This window comes from Longimicrobiaceae bacterium, from assembly GCA_036375715.1.
GTDB lineage: Bacteria > Gemmatimonadota > Gemmatimonadetes > Longimicrobiales > Longimicrobiaceae > DASVBS01.
Map to the genome: position 1 here is coordinate 42,103 of DASVBS010000020.1, position 6,450 is coordinate 48,552.

Here is a 6,450-nt window from a genome sequence, read left to right on the forward strand (position 1 = left end):
CTCAGCATGTCCCAGTTTTTTCGTGGACGTAGCGATTCCGACACCAACTCGAAGCTGGAGCGGGAGCTCGCCTCGCTCGAGGAGCAAGCGCGAAGCGCCTCACCGGGGTACGAGACGCAGTTCCTGAATCGCGCCGGGAACCTCTGTGTCGAGGCCGGGATGCCGCAGCGGGCGCTGGCGTACTTCGGCCGCGCGATCGACGCCTACCTCGAGTCGGGTCGCTTCAGCGCCGCGGAGGTGCTCTGCCGCAAGGTCCTCCGCATCTCGCCGGAGGCGGTGCGCGCGCGCTGCACGCTGGCCTGGCTCGCCATTGGCAAGGGAATGCGGACCGAGACGGAGGAGGAGATCGCCGACTACGTGCGCGCGGCTCAACGCGCCGGCAAGGAAGGGCTCGCCGCCCGCCAGCTGGTGATGATGGCCGAGGCCGCGACCCGTATTGAGCTGCGGGAGCGGCTGGCCGAGCACCTGGTGGAGCTCGGCGCGGACGTGGACGCCGACCGCGTGCTGGGCCTGGTTTACGCCGAGCGGAACGGACTGCGGCCCCCTCCGGCCCAGGACGAGGGGAAGCTGTGGGCCAAGCTGCTGCGTGCCGCGCTGATGGGGCCGCAGGAGCTCAAGGAGCAGCAGACCGGCCCGGCGGAAGACGGGGAGGACGCTGGCGAACCGGGCGCCACGTACCTTCCGGCGCTCGGAAAGGGCGAGGGCGAGCAGAGCTGACCACCGGTAGCAGGAGCGATCATCGTGGCGCGTCAGACGTTGGCTTCCGACCTGCTGCAGAACCGGGTGCTGCTGGTCACGGGTGGCGGCTCGGGGCTCGGGTTTTCGATGGCCCGGCGCTTCCTGGAGCTCGGCGCCCGCGTGGCACTGGTCGGCCGGAGCGAAGATCGGCTGCGCGAGGCCGCAGAAAAGCTCGGGGGTAGCCCGGAGCGTGTGCACGTCCAGCCCGCCGACGTGCGTGAGCCGGATGCGGTCGAGGCGGCGGTGGGGGCGATCGAGTCTGCTCTCGGCGCCATCGACGGAGTGGTCAACAACGCGGCCGGCAACTTCCTCGCCGCCACCGAGGATCTCTCTCCCCGCGCCTTCGACGCGGTCGTTCGCACCGTGCTCCACGGGACCTTTCACGTCACCCTGGCGGTCGGCCGCCGCATGATCGAGCGGCAAAGCGGCGGAGTGATGCTGAACATCACCACCACCTACGCGTGGACCGGGTCCGCCTTCGTGGTCCCCTCCGCGGCCGCCAAGGCCGGCGTCCTCGCTCTGACTCGATCGCTCGCGGTGGAATGGGCAACCTACGGCATCCGCGTGAACGCCATCGCCCCGGGGCCGTTCCCCACCGAAGGGGCCTGGCAGGCCCTCATGCCCACGCCCGAAGTGGAGGAACAGGCCCGGGCGCGGATTCCCATGGGGCGCTTCGGAGAGCACCACGAGCTGGCCGACCTGGCCGCGTTTCTGCTCTCCGACGCCGCGCCGTTCATCAACGGTGAGTGCGTGACCATTGACGGTGGGGAGTGGCTCGCCGCCGGCGGCGAGTTCAACCACCTGACTCGATTGCCGCGCGACCAGGTGAAAGCGGTCGCCAGACGGATGCGCAGGTGATGGTAAGGACGGCGGCCATTCTCGCCATCGGCGACGAGATCGTTACCGGAACCACGATCGATACCAACTCGCCGTTTCTGGCGGATGTTCTTCGCCAGATCGGCATCGACCCGATCGGCGGCTTCTCGGTGGCTGACGACGAGCAGCGCCTCGCACGCGCACTGGAGCGCGCCCTCGAGGACGCGGACGTGGTGTTGAGCACCGGCGGGCTGGGGCCCACGGTAGACGACCTCACCACTCAGGTGGTCGCACGCGTCGCGGGGCAGGAGCTCCGCACGCACGCACCCTCCCTGCGGCGGATCGAGGAGCGCTTCCGCGATCGCGGCCTGGAGATGCCCGCCAACAACGCCAAGCAGGCGCTTCTGCCGGAACGGGCGACGGTCATCCCCAATCCGATCGGCACCGCCCCCGGCTTCATCTGCCCGGTCGAGCGCGGGGCCGGCACGCGGTACGTGATCTCGCTGCCCGGGGTTCCCGCCGAGATGCGCGCGATGGTCACAGAGACGGTCATCCCGTGGCTACGGGAGCGCGCCGGTGAAGTGCGCTTCGCCAGCCGGACCTTCAGCACCTTCGGGCTCTCCGAATCCAAGCTGGACGAGTTGCTCGCCGGAGTGGTCTCTCCAGAGGAGGCGCGCCTCTCCTTCCGGGCCGCCTTTCCCCGCGTCCAGGCGCGCCTCACGGTCTCGGGCACGGACGAGCGCGCGCTGGAGGAAAGGCTCGACGCCCTGGAGCAGCGAGTGCGGGAGCGGCTGGGCCCGGCGATCTACGCGGTGGGAGACGTGGGCATGGAAGAGGTCGTCATCCGCCTCCTGACCGAGCACGGGCTCACGCTGGCCGTGGCCGAGTCGTGCACGGGCGGACTGATCGGTCACCGACTCACCGACGTGCCGGGCAGTTCGGCGGCCTTTCTGCTCGGGGTGGTGGCCTACGCGAACGAGGCGAAGGTGCAGCTGCTTGGCGTCCGCGAGGAGACGTTGCGGCAGCACGGGGCGGTCAGCACCGCCACCGCGGAGGAGATGGCGGCCGGCGCGCGGGGCGCGGCAGGCTCCTCCCTGGGGCTGGCGACCACCGGCATCGCGGGCCCCAGCGGTGGCACGCCGGAGAAGCCGGTGGGGACCGTGTGCGTGGCCCTCGCGTGGGAAGGCGGACGCTGGTCCCGGCGATTCGATCTGGGCGCGCGGGACCGCAGCTGGATCAAGCAGATGACCGCCCAGCTCGCCCTGGACCGGGTTCGCCGTTGGATTCTGGGGGAGCGTTCCCCCGGCGAGTGAGACGGTCCGGCTTGCCTCCGCTCGATTGGACGGAGGCGCCGCCCTCGCCTATCTTCCGGGCGAAATCGACCGCTCACTCAATGCTTCCGCCATGACAGCGTTCCAGGGAACCGTACTCGTCACCGGCGCCAGCTCCGGGATCGGGGAGGCCACCGCTCGCGCCTTCGCTGCCGCTGGCGCCCGCCTGATCCTGTCCGCCCGCCGGGTGGACCGCCTCCAGACTCTCGCCACCGAGTTCGCCGAGCGCCACGGCACCGAAACCCACATCGTGAAGCTGGACGTGCGCGATGCCGGCGTGGTCACCCGCAAGCTCGAGGATCTCCCGCCTGAATGGGCCGCGATCGACGTGCTGGTCAACAATGCCGGCCTGAGCCGCGGCCTGGACAGGATTCACGAGGGGAGCATTGCGGACTGGGACGAGATGATCGACACCAACGTGAAGGGGCTCCTCTACGTTACGCGCGCGGTGGTCCCGGGGATGGTCGAGCGCGGCAAGGGCCACGTCATCAACATCGGGTCGATCGCGGGGCATGAAGTCTACCCCGGAGGGGCCGTCTACTGTGCCACCAAGCACGCGGTCCGCGCCATCACGCAGGGGCTGCGAATCGACCTCCTCGGTACCGGAGTTCGCGTGACCTCGATCGACCCGGGCATGGTCGAGACCGAGTTCAGCATCGTTCGTTTCCACGGCGATCGCGAGCGCGCGGCCCGCGTCTACGAGGGGATGCAGCCGCTCACCGCCGAAGACATCGCCGACGCGATCGTCTACGCCGCTACCCGCCCCGCCCATGTCAACGTGGATGAGGTAATGGTAATGGCCACCGCGCAGGCAGGGGCGACGAGAGTCCATCGCAGGAGCACCGGTGAGTGATGGGTCGAGGGGATAGGTAGCCGAAAGCCCATTGCCGATGTTCTACCTGCGCGTCGCGCTGTCCCTGCTCGGCTTCGTCGGCGCCTCGATCTACGCCGTCTTCATCGCCCTGGTTCGGCGCGACCGCTCCCGCGTGGCCTACGACTACGCGCGGGCCATGGTAAAGCTGATGCGACCGCCGCTCGGCGTGAAGGTGCAGGTCGAGGGGCGAGAAAACATGACCCGCCAGCGGCCCTGCATCTACATCGCGAACCACCAGAGTGCCTTCGACGTCCCCGTGCTCGCCGAGCTCCACCTCCCTGACACGGTGGTGGTTGGCAAGAAGGAGCTCGCGCGGATACCCCTCTTCGGCTGGCTCTACAAGGTGACGGGGAACGTGCTCATCGATCGGTCCAACACGACTCACGCGGTCGGGCGGCTGCGGGAGGCGGAGGTGGCGATCCGCGAGCGAGGCGTCTCGGTGTGGATCTTTCCCGAGGGCACGCGCGGCCGGCTGCCCGGTCAACTCCTACCGTTCAAGAAGGGGGCGTTCTACATGGCGGTGGCGACCGGCGCGCCGCTGGTTCCCGTGGTCGTGGGGCCGGTCAGCGAGGTGTTCGACCTGCATCGCCGGATCGCCCGGCCGGGGACGGTGTCGGTACGCGTGCTGGCGCCGATTCCCACGGAGGGGCTGGGGGATGCGGACGTGGGCGAGTTGATGCGGGTGGCACGCGAGCGCATGGAGAAGGCCCTCACGGAGCTCTCGAGCGGGCTCGCACCCCGGACCGTCCCCGCCAAAGGTGTGAGGCCGGAGCTTCCGGGCTGAGAGCCGGCCGGTAAGCGCCGGCGCAGTCCCCGCTCCAAGGACACTCCGGGGGTCGGCGGTGACTATTCCGAGGACGGGGAGATGCGATCCGGTTCGCCAGACTCGAGGCGCCGTTGCCCCGCACGGGAGAAGGCCTCCTGGATCGCCATCTCCATGACCGGGGGGACGGGGCCGCCGGTATACGCCGGGAGCGCGGCGACCTCGCGCGCGGATAGGCCCTCGACCCAGGCGTCGTTTCCGCGCTCGCGCAAGTCGATCATCTCCAGCGGCACGAGCACGTGGCGGTCGTCGCGCAGCCGGTAGAGATCCTCGTGCACGTCGACGTCCACGTAGCGCACCTTGAGCGCGGTGGGATCGACCAGGAGCTGCGAGATCACTCCCACCCGCTCCCCGTCGGCTCCGAAGACATTCCAGCCCTTCAGGTTCGGCGCGCCCTTCTCCAGCTTGAACTCCTTCGCGTCGGAGAGCGGTACGACCCGGCTTTCACCCGCCGGGGCACGCCAATCGTGCGCATCGGCGTCGTACACCGCCGGGAAGGCGCGCGCCAGCTCGCTGACCATCTGGCCGTCGAGCGGTCGCGAAGGATCGTAAGGGGGCAGCGAGCTCAGCCCGCCCCGCGCCCAGGAGTCGAGCAGCAGCCGCCGCTCCCCCCATTCCAGCCGCTCCTGGGGGATGAGCACATGCTTGCGCGGAAAGCCGAACTCCACATCCACAAAGCGGACCCTGCCGGTCGCGTCGATCAACAGGTCGGCTACCGTCCCGGCCTTCTCCCCCGAGCTGTCCACCACATCCCAACCGACGAACTCCCGCGTCCGGAAGATCTCCGGCAGGCCAGCGCTACCCTCGTTCATAGGGATGTCTCCTAGTCCGGGATCACCAGGGTTCGACCCAGCCTGACGAGGTCGTCTTCCATTTCGTTTGCCTTCCGGATCGCATCGGCGCTGACGCCATAGCGGCGGGCGATCCCGAAGAGGGTATCCCCGGGACCGACCGTATGGGTTCGTAGGCCGGGAATGCGTAGCACCGTTCCTGCGCGCAGACGCTCCGGGTCGACATCGGGATTGGCGGCCGCCAGCTCGCGCGAGGAGACGCCGTAGCGCCGCGCCAGCCCGTACCAGGTCTCGCCGTACACTACGCGATGCGTGCGCATCTCGGCGCGCCGAGGCTGCGTCGGCGTCTCCTCGCCGGCGTTTGCATCAGACGGCTCGTCGGCCTCATCGGCTGGGTCGGCCGCGTCGCCGTCGGTCTTGTCCCCGCCGTCGGTCGCTGACCCTGTGTCGCCTGCCTCGGCCCTGTAGGCAGCATCACCCTCGTCTCCGCCGGCGGCCTCCTCCTCGTCCTCACGCCCCTCCTCCGCACCACCCGCATCCTCCGCCGCCGCACCGCTTGGCTCGTCGGCGGCGACAACGACGGAGCTGTCGGAGGTCCGCTCCGTCACGCCGCGCGCCAACACGGTCATGCGGGAACGGATCCCTTCGCCCTCCTCCACCTCCACCACCGCCGCTGTCTCGCCCGAATCGGCGGCCACCTCGAGCTGGCTCCTCCGCACGACCACCGCGCGCTCCTCCCGCTCGGCCGGCCGGCCGCGGCTCTCTACCGCGAAGGGCGTGGCCCAGCGCTCCTCCAGGTCAGACGCGCTCGGGGATCCACTTCTCTCGCCGGGCTCAAAGTCCCAATCGATGGCGTCGTCCGCCGTGGGGCGCGCCGGGGCCTCCCTTACCCCCGACGAGCTCTGCCCGGCCAGCGTAGCTGGCGACGACAGTCCAAGCACGAGCACGGACGCCAACCCGGCGATCCAGCCAGCCATCGGCCGCTCTGACAACAGACGAATTCTCCCCACCAGCGGCTCCTTCATGGACTGCGATTCCACCTCTGCGGAGTAACGAACAACCTCGAACCCGAATAAT

The 6,450-nt window shown here is 69.6% G+C and carries 7 protein-coding genes; 5 read left to right on the forward strand and 2 right to left on the reverse strand.

Going from position 1 to position 6,450, the window contains the following annotated elements:
- The first annotated feature begins 6 nt into the window (after positions 1 to 6).
- The 5 genes from VF167_02835 (at position 7) to VF167_02855 (ending at position 4,543) form a co-directional block, all read left to right on the forward strand.
- Positions 7 to 717, forward strand: coding sequence for a hypothetical protein (locus tag VF167_02835; GenBank protein ID HEX6924333.1), 711 nt, complete (start codon positions 7 to 9; stop codon positions 715 to 717).
- Between the two features lie 24 nt (positions 718 to 741).
- On the forward strand, positions 742 to 1,596 hold the full coding sequence (locus VF167_02840) for an SDR family oxidoreductase (GenBank protein HEX6924334.1): 855 nt from the start codon (positions 742 to 744) through the stop codon (positions 1,594 to 1,596).
- Positions 1,596 to 2,867: a competence/damage-inducible protein A gene (locus VF167_02845; protein ID HEX6924335.1), complete on the forward strand. Its 1,272-nt coding sequence runs from the start codon at positions 1,596 to 1,598 to the stop codon at positions 2,865 to 2,867. Before VF167_02840 ends, VF167_02845 begins: the two co-directional genes overlap by 1 nt.
- Positions 2,868 to 2,958: 91 nt before the next feature.
- Positions 2,959 to 3,738, forward strand: a complete 780-nt coding sequence (locus VF167_02850; protein ID HEX6924336.1) for an SDR family oxidoreductase — start codon at positions 2,959 to 2,961, stop codon at positions 3,736 to 3,738.
- A 37-nt stretch (positions 3,739 to 3,775) separates the two neighbouring features.
- On the forward strand, positions 3,776 to 4,543 hold the full coding sequence (locus VF167_02855) for a lysophospholipid acyltransferase family protein (protein ID HEX6924337.1): 768 nt from the start codon (positions 3,776 to 3,778) through the stop codon (positions 4,541 to 4,543).
- Between the two features lie 62 nt (positions 4,544 to 4,605).
- Here the strand turns inward: VF167_02855 and VF167_02860 are convergent, their stop codons facing one another.
- Together VF167_02860 and VF167_02865 are read right to left on the reverse strand one after the other, a co-directional pair.
- A complete protein-coding gene (locus VF167_02860) occupies positions 4,606 to 5,394 on the reverse strand; it encodes a PRC-barrel domain-containing protein (GenBank protein HEX6924338.1) in 789 nt (262 codons plus the stop codon).
- An 11-nt stretch (positions 5,395 to 5,405) separates the two neighbouring features.
- Positions 5,406 to 6,450: LysM peptidoglycan-binding domain-containing protein (locus VF167_02865; protein HEX6924339.1), on the reverse strand; the 1,045-nt coding region annotated here is incomplete at its 5' end.